This is a genomic window from Paenibacillus methanolicus, assembly GCF_008124765.1.
GTDB lineage: Bacteria > Bacillota > Bacilli > Paenibacillales > Paenibacillaceae > Paenibacillus_Z > Paenibacillus_Z methanolicus.
The window spans coordinates 630,589-648,934 of the sequence record NZ_VNHS01000003.1 but is presented as its reverse complement, the minus strand read 5'-3'; the positions used below and the strand labels follow the sequence as shown (position 1 = coordinate 648,934).

At 56.0% G+C, this 18,346-nt stretch carries 12 protein-coding genes; 11 read left to right on the top strand and 1 reads right to left on the bottom strand.

Features of this window, described 5'->3' with window-relative positions; translation table 11 throughout:
• The first annotated feature begins 21 nt into the window (after positions 1-21).
• From BCM02_RS11310 to BCM02_RS11265, 10 genes are all read left to right on the top strand, one after another.
• Complete coding sequence (locus tag BCM02_RS11310) at positions 22-2,913, top strand: extracellular solute-binding protein (RefSeq protein ID WP_148929156.1); 2,892 nt, start codon at positions 22-24, stop codon at positions 2,911-2,913.
• Positions 2,914-2,930: 17 nt separating this feature from the next.
• Positions 2,931-3,893 (top strand): carbohydrate ABC transporter permease, encoded by a 963-nt coding sequence (locus BCM02_RS11305; RefSeq protein WP_246183325.1) that lies wholly within the window; start codon positions 2,931-2,933, stop codon positions 3,891-3,893.
• A 15-nt stretch (positions 3,894-3,908) separates the two neighbouring features.
• Positions 3,909-4,772 carry a carbohydrate ABC transporter permease gene (locus tag BCM02_RS11300; protein WP_187434169.1) on the top strand — a complete coding sequence of 288 codons (864 nt, stop codon included), beginning with the start codon at positions 3,909-3,911 and terminating at the stop codon, positions 4,770-4,772.
• Between the two features lie 17 nt (positions 4,773-4,789).
• Positions 4,790-6,262 carry an NHL repeat-containing protein gene (locus tag BCM02_RS11295; protein WP_148929266.1) on the top strand — a complete coding sequence of 491 codons (1,473 nt, stop codon included), beginning with the start codon at positions 4,790-4,792 and terminating at the stop codon, positions 6,260-6,262.
• A 28-nt stretch (positions 6,263-6,290) separates the two neighbouring features.
• Entirely contained in the window at positions 6,291-6,878 is a 588-nt protein-coding gene (locus BCM02_RS11290) for a YIP1 family protein (RefSeq protein ID WP_148929265.1), read from the top strand.
• Positions 6,879-6,894: 16 nt separating this feature from the next.
• Positions 6,895-9,447, top strand: a complete 2,553-nt coding sequence (locus BCM02_RS11285) for a DUF5696 domain-containing protein (protein ID WP_148929154.1) — start codon at positions 6,895-6,897, stop codon at positions 9,445-9,447.
• A complete protein-coding gene (locus BCM02_RS11280; protein ID WP_148929153.1) occupies positions 9,444-10,355 on the top strand; it encodes a carbohydrate ABC transporter permease in 912 nt (303 codons plus the stop codon). Before BCM02_RS11285 ends, BCM02_RS11280 begins: the two co-directional genes overlap by 4 nt.
• A gap of 16 nt (positions 10,356-10,371) precedes the next feature.
• Positions 10,372-11,319 carry a carbohydrate ABC transporter permease gene (locus BCM02_RS11275; RefSeq protein ID WP_148929264.1) on the top strand — a complete coding sequence of 316 codons (948 nt, stop codon included), beginning with the start codon at positions 10,372-10,374 and terminating at the stop codon, positions 11,317-11,319.
• 248 nt (positions 11,320-11,567) lie between these two features.
• The gene (locus tag BCM02_RS11270) at positions 11,568-13,211 is read left to right on the top strand and encodes an SGNH/GDSL hydrolase family protein (RefSeq protein ID WP_148929263.1); all 1,644 of its coding nucleotides are present in this window, start codon (positions 11,568-11,570) and stop codon (positions 13,209-13,211) included.
• A 40-nt stretch (positions 13,212-13,251) separates the two neighbouring features.
• On the top strand, positions 13,252-15,315 hold the full coding sequence (locus BCM02_RS11265; protein WP_148929152.1) for an alpha-glucuronidase family glycosyl hydrolase: 2,064 nt from the start codon (positions 13,252-13,254) through the stop codon (positions 15,313-15,315).
• Positions 15,316-15,608: 293 nt separating this feature from the next.
• Here BCM02_RS11265 and BCM02_RS11260 read toward each other — a convergent pair whose 3' ends face one another.
• Entirely contained in the window at positions 15,609-16,022 is a 414-nt protein-coding gene (locus BCM02_RS11260; RefSeq protein ID WP_148929151.1) for a very short patch repair endonuclease, read from the bottom strand.
• Positions 16,023-16,554: 532 nt separating this feature from the next.
• On the opposite strand from BCM02_RS11260, the gene BCM02_RS11255 reads away from it, so the two are divergent.
• Positions 16,555-18,261, top strand: coding sequence for an ABC transporter substrate-binding protein (locus BCM02_RS11255; RefSeq protein WP_187434154.1), 1,707 nt, complete (start codon positions 16,555-16,557; stop codon positions 18,259-18,261).
• Positions 18,262-18,346 lie beyond the last annotated feature (85 nt).

Sequence of the window (18,346 nt, the reverse complement as noted above, 5' to 3'; positions counted from 1 at the left end):
GCTGCCGGGAGGGGAGAAGAGTTGAACGTTAGAGGGAAAAAGCTCGGGATTGCCATACTGGTTGTAGTCGTATTTTTTTTGTCCATCTGGGCGTTCTATCCTTCGGATCGGGCGGATCGCGCCATGGGCATGAGCGATTTCGAGGCGATTGTCGATGCCGGCGAGACGGGCGGGTACGACGGTTATTTGAAATCGCACGAGAGCGCGGAGCGCCCCGATCGGGTGATCCGCATCGAAGGCGAGCGCTATGCCGAAGCGGCGGGCGAGGGCGTTCGAATCGCGGACCGGCCGGAAGGCTTGGACGGCACGGCCGTCATTACGCCGGATACCGGTTCCATCAGCTGGGATGTACAGGTGGATCAACCTGGACTGTACAACGTCCGCATTCATTATTACCCGCTAGAGGGAAAAAGCTCGGCCATCGAAAGACAATTCGCCATTAACGGGCAGGTGCCGTTCAAAGGCGCGGAGATGCTCGCGTTTGACCGGTTGTGGGGCAACAAAGAAGCGGAGATCGGGCGCGACGACAGAGGCAACGACCTGCGCCCGAGACAAGTGGAGAAAGCGCAATGGCAGACAGCGCCATTTGAAGATAGCGAAGGCTATTATGACGAACCGTATGCATTCTATTTCGACAAAGGCGTGCAGCGATTGTCGCTCGCGGCATCCCGAGAGCCGATGGCGATCGATTACATCGAGCTGTATCAGGAGAGAGACGTCAAGCCGTACGCGGAGCTCAAACAAGAATATGAGGCGAAAGGGCTTGCGCCGGTCAAGGAGCTATCCCTGAAGATTCAGGCCGAGAAGGCCGTAAGCAAGTCTTCGCCAACGTTATCTCCGTTATCCGACCGGTCCAGCCCATCCGTAATTCCGTATGACGTGTCCAAGATCCGAATCAATACGATCGGCGGGCTCAATTGGAAGCTGCCCGGGCAGTGGATCGAGTGGAACGTGGAGGTGCCGGAGGACGGCTTGTACCAAATCGCGCTCAAGCGCAAACAGGACCAGCTCCGGGGCGTGTACAGCACGCGGAGCCTGATGATCGACGGCGAATACCCGTTCAAGGAAATGAAGCGGATCCGGTTCGGCTTCGACACGGATTGGCGGATGGACGTGCTCGGCGGCGAGGAACCGTACTTGTTCCATCTGACCAAAGGCGCGCATAAGATCCGGATGTCGGTGTCCTTGGGCGAAATTGCGCCGCTGCTGCGCACGGTCGAATCGAGCGTCCTCAAGCTGAACGAGATGTACCGGAAGATCCTGATTATTACGTCGAATACGCCGGATCCCTACCGGGACTATGAGCTGGAGAAGCGCATTCCGGATATGATAAGCGTGTTTCGGGAGCAGGCCGATACCATTCAGAGCGTCGCGGATTACCTCGAACAGACGACGGGCGAACGTAGCGACAAGGTGGCGGTTCTGCACACGATGGTGCGGCAACTGAAAGAAATGGCGGATAAGCCGGAGACGGTCGCCCGGCGTATGAACGCCTTCAAGATCAATGTCGGCGGACTTGGCACATGGATTCTGACCGTCCGCGAGCAGCCGCTTACCTTGGACTACTTGGTCGTCTCTTCGCCGCAAGCGAAGCTGCCGAAGGCGGAAGCATCGACGTGGGAGCGGCTGAAGCACGAGCTGGGCGGCTATATCGCTTCCTACACCGAGGACTATGACAGCATCGGCAATACGGGGGAAGGCAGCCGTTCCATCACGGTCTGGATTACGACCGGCCGCGATCAGGCCCAGGTGCTGAAGAATCTCATCGACGACACTTTTACCCCCGAATCGAATATTTCGGTCAAATTGAGGCTCGTCCCGCCGAACATTCTGCTGCCGGCGACGCTGGCCAGCGAAGGACCGGACGTGGCCATGCAGATCGGCGAAGACGTGCCGGTCAACTACGCGATGCGAAGCGCGGCCGCGGACTTGACCGATTTTGCGGATTTCGAGGAGGTTGCCTCGCGTTTCCGCCAGAGCGGGCTCGCGCCTTATTCCTACAACGACGGCGTATATGCGCTACCGGAGCAGCAGACGTTCCCGATGCTGTTCTATCGCAAAGATATTTTGGCCGATCTTGGGCTTACGCCGCCGAAGACCTGGCAGGATGTCTATAACATGATTTCCGTGCTGCAGAAGCACAACATGGAGTTCTGGCTGCCGATCGATACGGCGGTCAATAACGCGACGCTCGTGCCGAATGCGACCTTCGCGACTTTGCTCTATCAGAACGGCGGGAATTTCTACCAACCGGATAGCAAGAAGAGCGCGCTCGATTCCGATATTGCCATGGAAGCGTTCAAGACGTGGACGAAATTCTATACGAACTACAAATTCCCGCTGCTGGCGGACTTCCCGAACCGGTTCCGGACAGGGGAGATGCCGATCGGGATTGCCGATTATACGACCTATAACTCGCTAACCGTCATGGCGCCGGAAATCAAAGGCTTGTGGGATTTCACGATGGTTCCCGGCACGGAGCAAGCGGACGGCGAGGTGGATCACACGGTCGCCAGCCATACGACCGCGGTCATGATGCTCCAGCATGCGGCCGACAAGGAAGCGGCTTGGGCGTTCATGAAATGGTGGACGGATAAGGATACCCAGGTTGCGTACGGACGGGAGATGGAAGGCTTAATGGGGGAAGCGGCCCGTTATCCGACCGCGAATACGGAAGCGCTGATGGAGCTGCCTTGGCCGATGAAGGACTATCGGAATCTGGAGAACCAGTGGCAATGGGTCGAAGGCATCCCGCAGGTGCCGGGCGGCTACTTCACCGGCCGTCATCTGGATAACGCGTTCCGCAAGGTCGTCAACGCCGGCGAGAACCCGCGCGAGGCGCTGTCCGATTATATCCTGTACATGAACGACGAGATCGCGATTAAGAGAAAGGAATTCAATTTACCGAATTAGTCAGGGGGTGAAAGCCGGTGCAAGCAGAACCATCAACGCGCGGGGCCGTTCCCGATCTCGCTTATCCTCCTCGCAAGACAGGCAGATTAGCGCAGTTGGCAAGAGAGCTGGGCAAGAACAAGCACTATTATATTTTGATGAGTCCGTACATGATCATTTTCTTCCTGTTCACGGTCATACCGGTCGTATTCTCGCTGGCGCTCAGCTTCTTCTACTTCAACATGCTGGAGTTCCCGCGCTTCGTCGGCTGGCAGAACTACGCGAGGCTGTTTCTGAACGACGACGTGTTCATGATGGCGCTCAAGAACACGTTCATGTTCGCGGTCGTGACCGGTCCGGTCAGCTATTTCGCCTGCTTCCTGTTCGCGTGGATCATTAACGAGCTGTCGCCGAAGGTCCGCGCCGTCATGACGCTGATCTTCTACGCGCCGTCGATCTCGGGCAACGTGTTCTTTATTTGGCTGATCGTGTTCTCCGGCGACAGCTATGGCTATCTGAATGGATTCTTGATCAAATACGGCTTCATGCTGGAGCCGATTCAGTGGCTGACGAACGAGCGGTATATTCTGGCGATCGTCATTATCGTTCAACTGTGGCTCAGTCTCGGCACGAGCTTCCTTGCCTTCATCGCGGGCTTGCAGACGATCGACCGATCGCTCATCGAAGCGGGGACGGTCGACGGCATCAAGAACCGCTGGCAGGAGCTCTGGTTCATTACGCTTCCGTCGATGCGGCCACAGCTGATGTTCGGGGCGGTGCTGCAGATTACCGGCGCCTTCGCGGTTGCCGAAATCTCGATCGCGCTGGCCGGATTCCCGAGCGTCAACTACGCGGCGCATACGGTCGTGACCCACTTGATGGACTTCGGCACGATCCGCTTCGAGATGGGCTACGCGTCGGCCATCGCGACCGTTCTATTCGGTCTCATGATCGGCACGAACATGTTGACGCAGAAGTTGCTGCGAAAGGTAGGCGATTGAATCTTGGTGACCAAAATGATCGGGGTCTTCCGGGCGCCCAAAAAGCTCAACCGCTCCTTTACCGTCAGCTTCATCCTGTTCGTCTTCCTGGCCGTATTCGGCGCGTTCATGGGCTTGCCCTTGGTATTCGCCATCAATAACGCGTTCAAGCCGCTCGATGAATTGTTTATTTTCCCGCCGAGGGTGTTCGTGAGCAATCCGACGATGGATAACTTCTACGATCTGATCGCCTTGATGGGCAATTCCTGGGTGCCGTTGTCCCGTTATATCGGCAACACGCTGCTCATCACGCTGGTCGGAACGGCCGGACATATTCTGCTTGCTTCGGCGGCCGCTTATCCGCTGGCCAAATACCGGTTCCCGGGTTCCAAGTTGCTGTTCTCGATCGTCGTCTTGTCGCTCATGTTCTCCGGGCATGTCACGGCCATCCCGAACTACATGGTCATGTCCTGGCTCGGGTGGATCAACACGCATGCCTCGATCATCGTGCCGTCGCTGGCGTTTCCGCTCGGCCTGTTCCTCATGAAGCAGTTCATGGAGCAAATACCGGACGCCTTGCTGGAAGCGGCCAAGATCGACGGGGCCAGCGAGTACCGCATTTACTGGACCATCGTCATGCCGAATGTCAAGCCGGCCTGGTTAACGCTGATGATTCTTCAGTTCCCCATGCTGTGGGGGACCGACGGCGGCAGCTTCATCTACAGCGAGAACTTGAAGACGCTCCACTACGCGCTCGGCCAAATTACGCAAGGCGGAATCGCCAGGGCGGGCGTCGGCGCCGCCGTCGCGCTCATCCTGATGGTGGTTCCGATTACGCTCTTCATCATCTCCCAGAGCAGCGTCATCCAGACGATGGCGACTTCCGGGATGAAGGAGTAGAAGGGAGTCAGAGCATGATGCTTAAACGGATTACGCGCCTAAGAGGATGCCTTCTCCTTGCGATGTGCTGCCTCGTCGGATTCGGCGCGTTCGGAGCGGGCGCCCGCCAAGTCCATGCGGACGACGGCGCAAGCTCCTACAATTATTCGTTCTGGGGCGATACGGTCGCCTCGCCCAAAGCTTACGAGGCGACCGCCTTATTGAACGGCGCGAAGCTTGGGACCGGACCGCTGAAGGACCCGTCCGATCTGTTCGTAAGCGCCGACGAGCGGATCTATGTGCTGGATGCCGGCAACAATCGCGTGCTTGTCCTGGATCGGCAATTCAAACTCGTTCGCATCATCGATTCGTTCGAACGAGACGGGAAGAAGGAAGCCTTCCTGAACCCGCAAGGGCTGTTCGTGACCGATCGGAACGAGCTGATCGTGGCGGACACGGGCAACAAGCGCGTCGTTCATCTGGATTCGGACGACAATGTCGTGAAGGTCATCGACTCGCCCCAATCCGAGCTGCTGGCGGAAGGATTCAACTTCGAACCGGTTCGGGTGGTCGCGGACAAGGCGCAGCGGATCTACGTCATGGCGGCCGGCGTATTCGACGGGTTCATGGAATTTAGCGCTTCGGGCGACTTTACGTCCTTTATCGGCGCCAACCGGGTCAATTTCGATCCGACCGATTATTTGTGGAAGATGCTCTCAACCAGGGCGCAGCGCAGCCAGATGGTCATGTTCACGCCGACGGAATTCACGAACCTGGACATGAACGACGAAGGGTTTATTTACGCCACCAATGGTCAGGCGAGCGATAATGTGAAGAAGCTGAACGCGCAGGGCAGCGACATCCTCCGGCGCGAGGGATATTTCCCGCCGGAAGGCGATATCCGCTTCACGACGCTCGACGGTCCTACCCGCTTGGCGGACATCGACGTTGCGGACAGCGAGATCTTCGCGATCCTCGACGCGACGAGGGGCCGGATCTTCACCTACAGCGGCGACGGCCATTTCATGTACGTATTCGGCGGCATCGGCAATCAGCTCGGCGAATTCCATACGCCGGTCGCGATCGAACGAGTCGGGGACGATTACATCGTGCTGGACAAAGCGCTTGGCGAACTGACGGTATTCCAGACGACGGAATATGGACGGACGCTGAACGAAGCGGTTCGCAGCTATTATAAGGGCGAGGAGGAGAAGGCGTACGAGTTGTTCCAGAAGACGATCAACATGAACGCCAATCTGGAGTTCGCTTATGCGGGCATCGGCAAGGCGCTGCTTCGCCAAGGGGAGTATGGCGAGGCGATGAACTATTTCAAGCAGAGCATGGATCAGCGGGGATATTCGAAAGCGTTCCTTCTCTATCGCAAGCAAGTGCTGCGGGAACACTTCACGGCGATTATGACCGTCGTTGCCGTGCTTGTACTCGCGCTCTTCCTGATCAGAAGGTACTTGAAGCGCAAAGGAGGGAAGAAGATTGTTCCGATGGAAGCGTGAGTTGGTTAGTTATCCGTTCTATCTCATTATGCATCCGTTCAACGGCTATTGGGATTTGAAATACGAGCGCGGCAAGAAGACGAATCTGATCCTGTCCTTCGCGATTCTCGTTCTGCTCGCGCTGACGAATATTATGCGGACGCAATACAGCGGCTTTCTCGTCAACGTGGTGAACCCGGACAACATGAACAGCCTGATGGAGATCGTCTATGTGGTCGTCCCCGTCTTATTCTGGTGCGTGGCGAATTGGTCGCTCACGACGCTGATGGACGGGGAAGGGAAATTCGAAGAGATCTTCACCTCGACCTGCTTTGCCTTGATTCCGCTCGTGCTGATTCATTTTCCGTGGATTTGGCTTAGCAACGTCATTTCGCTGCAGGAGACCAGCTTCTATCACTTCTCCGGCAGCGTGGCCATGGCGTGGTTCCTGTTCCTGATGTTCGTCGGCAACATGACGGTGCACCAGTATTCGCCGATGAAGACGATCGCGACCGGAATGTTGACGATCTTGGCGATGGGATTTATGGCATTCTTGTGCATGCTGTTCTTTAGCTTGATGCAGCAGATTGTCGCGTTTATTTCGATTATTTATCAAGAAATCGTACTTCGCAGCTAAGGGAGGGGGCATGGACATGGGGTTCGCTAGATATACCCTGCTCGGCGCATGCTTCCTAGCCGGAATCATGATGACAGGCTGCTCCGATGTCCAGTCGGGCAGCAAGGCGCAAGAGGGGAGCGAGGCCGTGGCCGCGTTTACGCAAGGCAAGGCCTTGAACGCTTCCTTCACGGATTCCCGGGTAAGCGGCATGAAGGGGGTTGCCGAGAACGAGCAACTTCGTCTGTTCGTCGAGGAAGCGACCGGCGCGATCGCCGTTCTTCATAAACGGACGGGCGAGGTGTGGTACAGCAACCCGCTCGAACGAAGCGCGGATAAGCTCGCCGCGGGCGTGAACAAGGACTTATTGTCCGCGCAGCTGAAGCTTGACTTCTATAACAGCTTCGGGCAGATCAATGCCATCAATACGTACACGGATAGCGTCAAATATAAGCAAATCAAGTTCGAAGCGATCGTGGGCGGCGTAAGCGTCAGCTACCAATTCGGCACCGCCCAGAAGACGGCGGAGGATCTGCCCAAGCTGCTGAGCGTCGCGCGCTTCGAGGAGCTGAGCGGGAAGCTGGATAAAGCCGGTCAGCGCGCGCTCAAGATCGCGTACACGGAGAACGCGGATCAATCGGCGTACGAGCGGAACGATAGCGCGCTGAACGGGCTGCAGCTGGAGAGGGCGCTGGCCGCGATCGAGAAAGCCGGTTATACGGACGAGGATTTGCAGCAGGATATGGCGGAGCTGAACTTCACGCAGGAGAAGCCGGCGCCCCGAATATTCCAAGCGACGATGAACTATACGCTCGATGACGACAGTCTTGTCGTGCATGTACCGGTCGACGGCATTCGGTATCCGGCGGAATATCCGGTGAATATGATCTCCGTCCTCAGCTTCTTCGGCGCGGGCGACGCGAGCGATAAAGGCTCGTTGTTCGTCCCGGACGGCGCGGGCGCGCTCATCCATTTCAACAACGGGAAGACGCAGTATCCAGCCTACCAGCAGTTCGTCTACGGTGCGGATCAAACGCTGGACAGAACCGAAAACGCGGCCAGAGAGCAGGAAGTCAGACTTCCCGTATTCGGCGTCATCCGGGAGGGCCGCGCCTTTCTTGGCATTATTGAAGAAGGCGCCGCGGCGGCCACGATTAACGCGGATATCGCGGGCCGGCTGAACGGCTACAATTACGTCTATCCCAGCTTCTATGTCGTGAACAAAGGCGAGGTCACGCTGGATGCGAACGGCCAGCAGCGATCGCTTCCGAAGTTTCAAGAACATCCTATGAAGAGCGATTATAAGGTGCGATACGCGTTTCTAAGCGGCGAGGAGGCTTCCTATACCGGCATGGCGCGCTATTATCAACGGTATCTCGAGAAGAGCGGGGGCTTGCCCAAGCCGGCCGCGGGCGAGGAGGCGGGCGATGTTCCCTTCTACCTGCAGTTGGTCGGCGGCATCACCAAGAAGAAGCATATCGTCGGCATTCCGTATAAGTCGCTGGAGTCGTTGACGACTTGGGAGCAGGCGCAGTTCATCGTAAGCGAGATGCAGAAGCGCGAGATCGCCAATATTAAGCTCCGATATGCAGGCTGGTTCAACGACGGCCTCGACCATAAAGTGCCGGACTCGATTAAGGTCGACGGCGAGATCGGCGGCAGCAAAGGCATGCGGAATTTCATCGCTTTCGCCAAAGACAAGGGGGTATCGTTCTATCCGGACGTAGCGCTCTTAGTTGCGAACTCGGGCTCGGATTTCGATCAGAACAAGGAAGCGTCGCGAACGCTGCGGGATGTGCCGGCCGAACTTTATCCCCTGGATCTGGCCTTGAACCGGCGCGACAGACAGAAGTCTCCTTCCTACGTGATCTCGCCAAGGGTGGTCCCGGACTACGTGGAATCGACGCTTGAGGGCCTACGCGACTATCAGGCGGGCGGGATTGCGCTGCGCGATATGGCCGATTCCCTGAGCAGCGAATATCGGGAGGGGAAGCAGATTGACCGGACGGAATCCGAGGAGATATCGAAGGCAGCTTTGATTAAGATACGAGAAGAGAACGATCGCGTGATGGCAAGCGGGGGCAACGCCTATGCGCTTCCCTACTTGACGGATATTACGAACGCGCCGTTAGCCAGCAGCCGCTTCAAGCTGGAGGATGAGGAAATTCCGTTCTATCCGATGGTCGTCCGCGGGCATGTCGACTATGCGGGAGCGCCGTTCAATTTATCCGCCTTTACGAATGAGAAGCAGGCGGTGTTGAAAAGCCTGGAGTACGGCGCGAATGTCTATTTCGAGTGGATCTACGAGCCGAACTACAAGGTGAAGGATACGGAATTTAACCAACTCTATGCCGTTAACTATGGACTGTGGATCGACAAGGCCGCTCATATTTATCAGGAAATCAATCAGGTTCTGAAGCCCGTTCAGGGCAAGCGGATCGCCGGGCATGAGAAGCTGGACGAGGGCGTATTCAAGACGGTATACGAGAACGGCTACTACGTGATCGTCAATTATAACCGCGCCACGGTCACGGTGGACGGCAAGACGATTGAAGCCGAGAGTTACGCCGCGGGTGGTGAACGCACATGAAAAGCATCTTGAAGCTCGGCATGAAGCAGCGCACCTACGCGGAGCAAAAGTCGCTATGGGGCTTTCTCTTCGTCCTGCCCTGGCTGCTGGGGTTTATCTTCTTCTTCATTATTCCGTTCATCTCTTCCTTTCGTTACAGTTTGAGCGCGATTGAAGCAAGCTCGGAAGGGATGAAGATCGATTTCGTCGGATTCTCCAACTATACGGAGGCGCTCACGGTCAACACGAGCTTTAACCGGATCTTGACGGAATCGATCCTGAACATGGTCGTCAACGTGCCGCTCATCGTCATCTTCAGCTTGTTCCTGGCCGTTCTCTTGAATCAGAAGTTCTTCGGCCGGGCCATCGCGAGGTCGATCTTCTTCCTGCCGGTCATTCTGGCTTCGGGGGTCATTATGACGTTGGAATCGAGCAGCCTGATCCAGGCGGTCAATGACCAGAATGCGGGTTCCGGCATTCTTAGCGGATTAGGTTCCTATGAGCTGGCATCCATGATGATGAATGCCGGCGTCAGCGAGACGATCACCGACTACTTGACGGGCGCGGTGGACCGCATTTATCAGGTCGTGAGCCAATCGGGCGTGCAAATTCTCATCTTCCTGGCCGGCATCCAGTCGATCTCGCCCCAGCTGTACGAAGCGTCCAAGATGGAAGGGGCGACGGGCTATGAAGCGTTCTGGAAGATTACGTTCCCGATGGTCAGCCCGCTCATTCTGGTCAATATGATCTATACGATTATCGACTCCTTCGCGCGCAACGACATGACGGAATTGATCCGGGAGACGGGCTTCACGACGTTTAACTTCGGCCTTAGCTCGGCGATGGCTTGGCTCTATTTCGTCGCGATCATGATCATTCTCTTGGTCAGCTCGTATCTGGTGTCCAAGAGGGTCTTCTACCAAGAATAGAGGGAGCGTGAGTATATTGATATTCGCCCGATTGTTATCGGCGGAGAGCTGGAAGAGAGGGCTGTGGTCGTTCGTCAGGCTGGCGCTGATCGTCGGCTTGTCGTTCGTGATCCTCTATCCGATCCTGCAGAAAATCTCGACGGCCATCAAGGACAAATCCGATCTGTACTCGCCGATCGTCGTCTGGATTCCGGCGAATTATACGCTGGACAATTTCAAACAGGCGATCTCGATCATGGATTATTGGCATACCTTGCTGAATACGTTCGTGCTTTCGTCGTCGACGACGATTCTGACCGCGGCTTCCTGCGCGCTGGCCGGTTACGGGTTCGCACGGCTCAAATTTAGGGGAAGCGGGCTGCTGTTCGGCGGCGTGATCCTGACGATCATGGTTCCGCCGACGACGATTCTGATCCCGATTTACTTGAATCTGAAAGACTTCACGCTCATGGGCATCATCCCTTTGCTGACCGGCAAATCGCTTAATCTGCTCAATACGTATTGGCCGTTCATCTTGACGTCGATTACGGCTAATTCGTTGAAGGCCGGCCTGTACATCTTCATATTCCGGCAGTTCTTCCGAGGGATTCCGAAGGAGGTCGAGGAAGCGGCCTATATGGACGGCGCCGGGGTCGGCCAGACGTTCCTGCGAATTATGCTGCCGAACGCGGTTCCGGCGATCGTGACCGTGACGCTCTTCTCCTTCGTCTGGCAGTGGAACGATAGCTTCTTCACGACCACTTATTTGACGTCCAGCAAAGTCATGTCGACGCAGCTCGGCTCCTTGCCGTATAACTTGTCGATCTTCCTCTCGGGCGGCGAGAATTCGAAGGCGGACCCGTTCTATATGAGCATGGTGCAGGATACCGGAATATTGCTGGCGATATTGCCGCTGATCATTCTATACCTGTTCGTGCAGCGTTATTTCGTGGAAAGCATCGAACGGACCGGGCTCGTCGGATAGTCGCAGGCCTAACGTCTACCGCAGCATCCAGCAGGGCTTCCGGGATAGGAGGTCCGCTGGATGCTTCTTCGCGGAGATAAGGATAGACTTGAAGGACTCTTTAGGCAAGACATAAGTTCGAGCAGGGGAAAGGGGAGTAGGGCGTGGAGGACATTCGTTCGGCAGAGTTAGCAGGAAGCGGCAAAGATGGCCCAACGGCGCCGCAAGATGCGGAAGCCAAGCGCAGCGGGTTCTATATTATCTACGACATGGCGATCGAGGCTGCGGCACGGGGAAACGACAACAACAGCCAAGAATTCTACCTGGAAGGCGAGCAGCTCATCAACCTGGCGAGAGTCGCGGGCGGCGTAACCGATGACGCGATCTTGATGCTTCTGAGGGACTGCGCCGGTTTTCGCAAGCTGGTGCACAGTATCGGCGTGAACGTGAAGGCGGGGAAAGATACGTCGGCTTCCTCCGTCGCGTTCGTGCTCGAGAATTGGGGAAAGACGAGCAAATACGAGACGGGGACGCGCCTTCGCATTCCATGTCCGGCCGATGGTACGGAGATGATCATGAAGCTGGATGAAGTCGACTGGTCGGCGGACGACGACGTTCCGGGCAAAATCGTATTCGAATTCGAGGATGCCGGCGCTTTGGCTACCGCCAGTGTAATGCTATATCTACACGAACCTTACGAGGTCCAGGAGATGCTTCCGGAGTCGCCGGTCAAGGTGGACTCGGAAGACTATCAAGCGATGATCGCGAAATCCTTGGTTAGTCCAGGGAATAACAAGAGGCTGAAAGCGGCGATCGACAAAGCCAAACGAGGCGAAGCGGTTACCATCGCCTACATCGGCGGTTCGATTACGCACGGCGCCGGTGCGAAGCCGCTCCATACGGACTGTTACGCTTACAAGTCTTATCTGGCGTTCAAGCAAATGTTCGGCAGACCGGACCGAGACCATATTCGATTCATCAAGGCCGGCGTAGGCGGGACGCCGTCCGAGCTAGGCGTCGTCCGCTATGACCGAGATGTCCTACGCGACGGTACCGCAGAGCCGGATATCGTCATCGTGGAGTTCGCCGTCAATGATGCCGGAGACGAAACGAAGGGCAACTGCTACGAAAGCCTCTGCCTGAAAATCCTTAGCGCGGCGAACAAGCCTGCCGTCGTGCTGTTATTCAGCGTCTTCGTCAACGATTGGAACCTTCAAGATAGGCTTGCCCCGATCGGCTGGCATTACGGGCTCCCGATGGTCAGCGTAAAGGATGCGGTCGTCGATCAGTTCCGATTGAATAAGGAAGAGGGCAATGTCATCAGCAAGCGGCAATTTTTCTATGATATCTATCATCCGACCAATACGGGCCATACGGTCATGGCGGATTGCTTGCGTTATCTGTTCGCCGTAACCGACCGGTCCGAGGAGGATCGCGAGGATATTGCGCTGGATCAACCGCCGCTGATCGGCAGCGATTTCGCGCGGATGCGTCTGCTCGACAGAGCCAATTACACCGACATCGCCAGCATCCAAGCGGGCAGCTTCACGGACACCGATACCGATCTGCAGATGGCGGAGATGGACGATCATCCCTTGGGCACGCCACAATTTCCGAACAACTGGATGCACGCGGGCGTATCCGGCCAGGGAAGCTTCACGATGACGATTACGAGCCGAAATCTCATTCTCGTCTTTAAAGACTCGGGTCGCACCGACTTCGGCAGCGCGGAAATAGGGGTGGACGGGCGAATGGCGAGACTCGCAGATCCGCATGAGATTAACTGGACGCATTGCAATGCCGTTCTTCTCTATCAAGAGAAGACGCCGCGCGAGCATCATGTGGAGATCCGAATGGCTTCCGGCCATGAACATCAAAAATTTACGATTCTGGGGTTCGGCTATACGATGTAGCGCATCCATCGAGATGCACGAACGAGCGGAGGTATGGAATATGAACGATGCGGCGAATTGGGATCGCTGCTGGCTGCGATTCAACCCCATATCGGACCGAGATCGACTGGCAGAATACCGGCAATGGGGGCAGGAGATTGCCGTCGCCGATCCGGCGGACGACGTGCTCCAGACCGCGGCGGCAGAGCTGATGGACGGACTAGAAGCCATGCTCGGCGTACGGCCCCGTAGATCTGCTGCTTCCACGGGAAAGGGAGGCATTCGGCTCGGCATTCGCGGGCAAATGGACGATAGGCCGATCGAGCCGGCGGCACAGGCCGGATCCGGGGACGGATACGTCATTAGAAGCATGCCGGCAGCAGATGAGCACGGGCTGATCGTGTCAGGGCAATCGGCTAAAGGGGCTTTGTATGCGGTCTATCATCTCCTTCGGTTGATGCAATGCGGCGAGGATCTGACCGGTCTAATGCTATCGGAGGCGCCGTCGAACGAATTACGGATGCTTAATCAGTGGGATAACATGGATGGTTCGATTGAACGCGGCTATGCAGGCCGGTCTATTTTCTACCGGAATAACGAGTTTGTACCCGATATGTCCCGTATTCGCGACTATGCCCGCCTGTTGGCGTCCGTTGGAATCAATGCGATTGCGATCAACAACGTCAACGTGCACGCGGTCGAAAGCCTGTTGATAACGGAAAAGCTGTTACCGGATGTCGTCAGAGTCGCGGACATTTTCAGGCGATACGGCATCTCCACGTTCCTGAGCGTCAACTTCGCAAGTCCTATTCAGCTCGGTGGCCTATTCAGCGCGGACCCGCTGGATGAGAGCGTCAGACGCTTCTGGAAGGAGAAGGTCGAAGACATCTATCGGGCCATTCCGGACTTTGGCGGCTTCCTGGTGAAAGCCGACTCCGAAGGACGGCCCGGGCCGTTCACCTACGGCCGCGATCATGCCGACGGCGCCAACATGCTGGCGGATGCGCTGGCGCCATACGGAGGCCTGGTCATCTGGCGTTGCTTCGTCTACAACTGCCAGCAGGATTGGCGCGACCGGACGACGGACCGGGCCAGAGCCGCGTACGACCATTTTACGCCGCTGGATGGGAAGTTTCGGGACAATGTCCTGCTGCAGATCAAGAACGGTCCAATGGATTTCCAGGTTCGCGAGCCCGTCTCCCCGCTATTCGGCGCGATGCCCGCGACGAATCAGATGCTGGAGCTGCAGATCACCCAAGAATATACGGGGCAGCAGCGCCACCTGTGCTACTTGGTCCCGCAGTGGAAAGAAGTGCTGGACTTCGACACGCATGCGCGCGGAGCCGGCAGCTCCGTCGCCGATGTGGTCAGCGGCCGATTGTTCGGCAACCGTCGCGGAGGGATTGCGGCCGTATCGAACATTGGCGATGCGACCAATTGGACCGGACACGTGCTTGCGCAAGCGAACTTGTATGGGTTCGGCCGTCTGGCTTGGAACCCGCGGCTAACGGCCGAGGAGATCGCGAACGAGTGGATTGGCCAGACGTTCGGCGCCGATCCCGACGTGATGCGAGCCGTGCGCAACATGCTGTTGGAGTCATGGAACATCTACGAGAAATACACGGCGCCGCTCGGCGTGGGTTGGATGGTCAACCCGGACCACCATTACGGCCCGAATGTGGACGGCTACGAGTATTCGCGCTGGGGGACCTATCACTTCGCGGACCGTCATGGCATCGGAGTGGACCGGACGGTTCGCACCGGAACGCGCTACACGGCGCAATATTACGCGCCCAATGCCGAGCTGTACGAGAATTTGGAGAGCTGCCCGGATGAACTGTTATTGTTCTTCCACCATGTTCCGTATACGTACAGATTGAAGACGGGCAAGACGGTCATCCAGCACATCTACGACACTCGCTTCGAAGGCGTGCTTCAGGCCGTCGAACTGTTGAACGCATGGAGCTCGCTCGAGCACAAGCTGGATGCGGATCGGTTCGAACAGGTGCGGGATCGACTGCGCGAACAAGTGAAGCACGCGCGGGAATGGCGGGATCAGGTCAACACGTACTTTTACCGCAAATCGGGTATTGCGGACGAGCATAACCGAGGTATCTATGCTTAGTAGAGCAATATAGCGGTGAAGGGGGTGTCCCAAAAGTCATCGGAAAAGATGACGTTGGGACACCACCGTTTTCAAATGCAATGTTTTGGTTACCGCATCCACTGCGCGTCGCATGTTCTTCCGATCGCTGTTGTTCCCGGATTCCTTGAATATACTTGGCTAAGGTAGGAATCCACTCACAAAGGATGATTGGTTTGCGCTCCGTTTGTGAGCGCAGCATTCATCCAAAAACGAACGCTAGTTTATGCTTCCGAAGCAGCTTTCCTTATAGAAAGCTTTTAGCTTCTCCAGAATCATGCGTCCTCTTCGTTCGGGGTAACCCCGTCTTTTTGTAGTTGCGCCTTGACGATCGTTTCGCAAATCTGTTCGATCTTCGAATCGAAATCAAATTTCAACTCGTGTTCCCATATACGAATTAAAAACCAGTTTTTCGCCTGATAGTATCTTGTTACTTCTATGTCTCTATCTATATTGCGGTTAATCTTCTTAGCCCAGTAATCCTGGTTTTTGGCAGGTATCTTGAAGTGTTTGCTGCAACCATGCCAAAAACACGAGTCAATGAATAACGCGATTCTATATTTTTTAATCGCAATATCAGGTTTCCCGAATAAAGAAAGGACATTTTTTCGGTAACGAAATCCTTTTCTCCAAACCGCTTTAGAAACCGATTGTTCTAGCTTAGTGTTCTTACCTTTTATTTTTCCCATCGGAGATTTACTGACATCGCCACCAGAACTAATAACATTGACCTCCTCTCTATTTGATAGGGAACGTATGTTCTCTTTCGATTTTACTCCTTCTCGTACTCAAAATCAAAAATAATAGTAAAACATTAATACTCTGATAAGAATTCATTTTCGAAGTCGGAGCATTCAGACCTTGACCGAGAGCCATCTGGAGAAGATGCGGCAGGTGCACACAGGCGTATATCTTAGGATGGCCATCAAAACCCACTGAAGCTTTGTCCGCGAGGACAAAAGCGTGCCCCGCTCAAGGCAACCCGCCGTCCGCGAACAATTGTGTCTGCACGAAATAGGGAGTCCAGAGGGCGAAGCCCTCTGGTTCCCCTCGGCGGAGGGGGAAGGGGCGAGGGAAAAACCTATAGTTCAACAGGTGATTCACCTTGATTCCGTCCGGTTGTTGTCGTTTCTTGTAAGCGCTACACTTTTTACAAGAAGACGATATCCTCGGCGGATGCAAGCCGAAGATAGGGTTGGATGGCTAAAGGAGGAGCAGGGGATGGTTATGCAGAGAAACAGGAAATTATGGGGTTCCATGTCGCTCGCGCTGGCGCTGAGTATCGCGCTTGTCGGCTGCAGCGACAATAACGGCGGCAATAACGGCGGTAGTAATGCGCCCTCGAATGCGCCGAGCAACAACGGCAGCGGCGAGGCCGCCGAGCAGACGAAGCCGGTTACGCTCTCGGCTTTCATTAGTACGCCGAATCAGGCGCCGACGGCGGACAACCGGATTTACAAGAAGATCAAGGACGAGCTCGGCGTATCGCTCGATATGGAATTCCTCGTCGGCGATCTGCAGCAGAAGCTGGGCGTCATGATCGCGGGCGGCGACTATCCGGATCTCATCACGGCGGATACGAAACTGGTTGCGGCCGGCGCCGTCATTCCGCTGGAGGACCTCATCGAGGAGCATGCGCCGAACCTGAAGAAGCACTATGCCAAAGCGTGGAACAAAATGAAGGATTCCAGCGACGGTCACATCTACTGGCTGCCGAATTACGGCGTCGTGACCGGGGAGCCCAAGTTCAACAGCTACTCGGGTCCCGCCTTCTGGGTCCAGAAAGACGTTCTGAAAGAAGCGGGTTATCCAACGCCGAAAACGCTGGATGATTATATGAAGCTCATCCGCGATTATGCGGCCAAGCATCCGCAGATCGACGGTCAACCGACCATCGGCTATACGACGCTGGCGTTCGACTGGCGGACATTCCCGCTGCTGAATGCGCCCGAGCATCTGACCGGCCATCCGAACGACGGCGGCGTCGTCGTGGATGACGGCGTGGCGAGCGTGTTCGCCGACAAGGAGATGTCCAAACGCTATTACAAAGAACTGAATGCCCTCTATAACGAAGGGCTGATGGATAAAGAAGCCTTCATCCAGAACTACGACCAGTATCTGGCGAAGCTGTCCTCCGGCCGCGTGCTCGGCATGTTCGATCAGCACTGGAACTTCCAGCCAGCGGAAGATACGCTCGTGAGCCAGGGCAAGATCGGCAAAACCTATGTCGGCTTCCCGTTAGTTTACGACACCAGCATTAAAGACTGGTACCTCGAACAGCCCGTTCCGAACTTGAACAACGGATTCGGGATCAGCGTGGATGCCAAAGATCCGGTTCGGATCATTAAATTCCTCGACGCCCTCATGGACGAGAAGTACCAGAAGCTCCTGAACTGGGGCGAAGAAGGGGTCGACTATATGGTCGGCGACGGCGGCAAGTTCTACCGTACGCCGGAGCAGCGCAAACAGCAGGAAGACCCGACCTGGAAATTGGCTAACCGGGCCGATGCGTTCTTGGGCGCGCTGCCGAAGATGGAAGGCACGTTCTCGGATGGCAACGCGACCAGCGCGGGGCTTCAGCCGGAGGAGTTCTACGCCTCCCTCAAACCGGAGGACAAAGAGCTGCTCGATGCCTACGGACATAAAACATGGACCGACTTCTTCTCGACGCCGCCGGAGAATAACGTGTTCTACCCGGCTTGGCAGATCGATCTGATCGAAGGCTCGGAAGCCTCGATCGCCAACAAGCAAATGTCGGATACCTCGCTCAAGTTCTTGCCAAAAGCGATTACGGCCAAATCGGCCGAGTTTGATGCGGTGTGGAACGAATACGTCGAGGCCTATAAGAAAATCAACGTGAAGGCCTATGAAGACCGCATCAACGAGCAGATTCAATGGCGGATCAAGAACTGGACGAGCGGCGAATAACGAGCGCGATCGATAGCGCGCGCAAGGCACCGGCGATGACGCCGCGTGCTTTGCGCGGTTTCGGCCAGCGCGAAAGAGAGAGATG

What these genes read in the sequence shown, in the direction of transcription:
- BCM02_RS11300 (WP_187434169.1), top strand. Translation starts at nt 3,909, where the DNA reads ATGATCGGGGTCTTCCGGGCGCCCAAAAAGCTCAACCGCTCCTTTACC.
- BCM02_RS11295 (WP_148929266.1), top strand. Translation starts at nt 4,790, where the DNA reads ATGCTTAAACGGATTACGCGCCTAAGAGGATGCCTTCTCCTTGCGATG.
- BCM02_RS11290 (WP_148929265.1), top strand. Translation starts at nt 6,291, where the DNA reads ATGCATCCGTTCAACGGCTATTGGGATTTGAAATACGAGCGCGGCAAG.
- BCM02_RS11285 (WP_148929154.1), top strand. Translation starts at nt 6,895, where the DNA reads ATGGGGTTCGCTAGATATACCCTGCTCGGCGCATGCTTCCTAGCCGGA.
- BCM02_RS11280 (WP_148929153.1), top strand. Translation starts at nt 9,444, where the DNA reads ATGAAAAGCATCTTGAAGCTCGGCATGAAGCAGCGCACCTACGCGGAG.
- BCM02_RS11270 (WP_148929263.1), top strand. Translation starts at nt 11,568, where the DNA reads ATGGCGATCGAGGCTGCGGCACGGGGAAACGACAACAACAGCCAAGAA.
- BCM02_RS11265 (WP_148929152.1), top strand. Translation starts at nt 13,252, where the DNA reads ATGAACGATGCGGCGAATTGGGATCGCTGCTGGCTGCGATTCAACCCC.
- BCM02_RS11260 (WP_148929151.1), bottom strand. Translation starts at nt 16,022, where the DNA reads ATGGGAAAAATAAAAGGTAAGAACACTAAGCTAGAACAATCGGTTTCT.
- BCM02_RS11255 (WP_187434154.1), top strand. Translation starts at nt 16,555, where the DNA reads ATGGTTATGCAGAGAAACAGGAAATTATGGGGTTCCATGTCGCTCGCG.